Raw genomic sequence first — 278 nt, forward strand, 5'->3', positions numbered from 1 at the left:
TCACATGGATCGGTTGGGTCTGTTCCATCAGGTCCTGCGGTACCATCCATATCTGGATCTACCTCTGTTCCGTTGATTACTCCATCTCCATCACAATCGGATGTATACCAATCACTAGTTGTATCTAATAAATCTACATTGACTACATCGCCACCTACACATGGATCATATGGTGCTGTGTCCGTACCGTTTGGTGCGCCATCGCCATCACAATCTGCTGCTGCCCAAACAGAATAGTTTGGATCGGTTGGTTGTGGGTTTGTTGTTATGTCTGTATC

At 46.0% G+C, this 278-nt stretch carries 1 protein-coding gene; it reads right to left on the minus strand.

Going from position 1 to position 278, the window contains the following annotated elements:
* A partial coding sequence (locus ACVC3Y_RS00015) for a hypothetical protein (RefSeq protein ID WP_452225699.1) occupies positions 1–278 on the minus strand: 278 nt, incomplete at both ends.

The sequence above is a fragment of the Lacinutrix cladophorae genome (genome assembly GCF_053604645.1).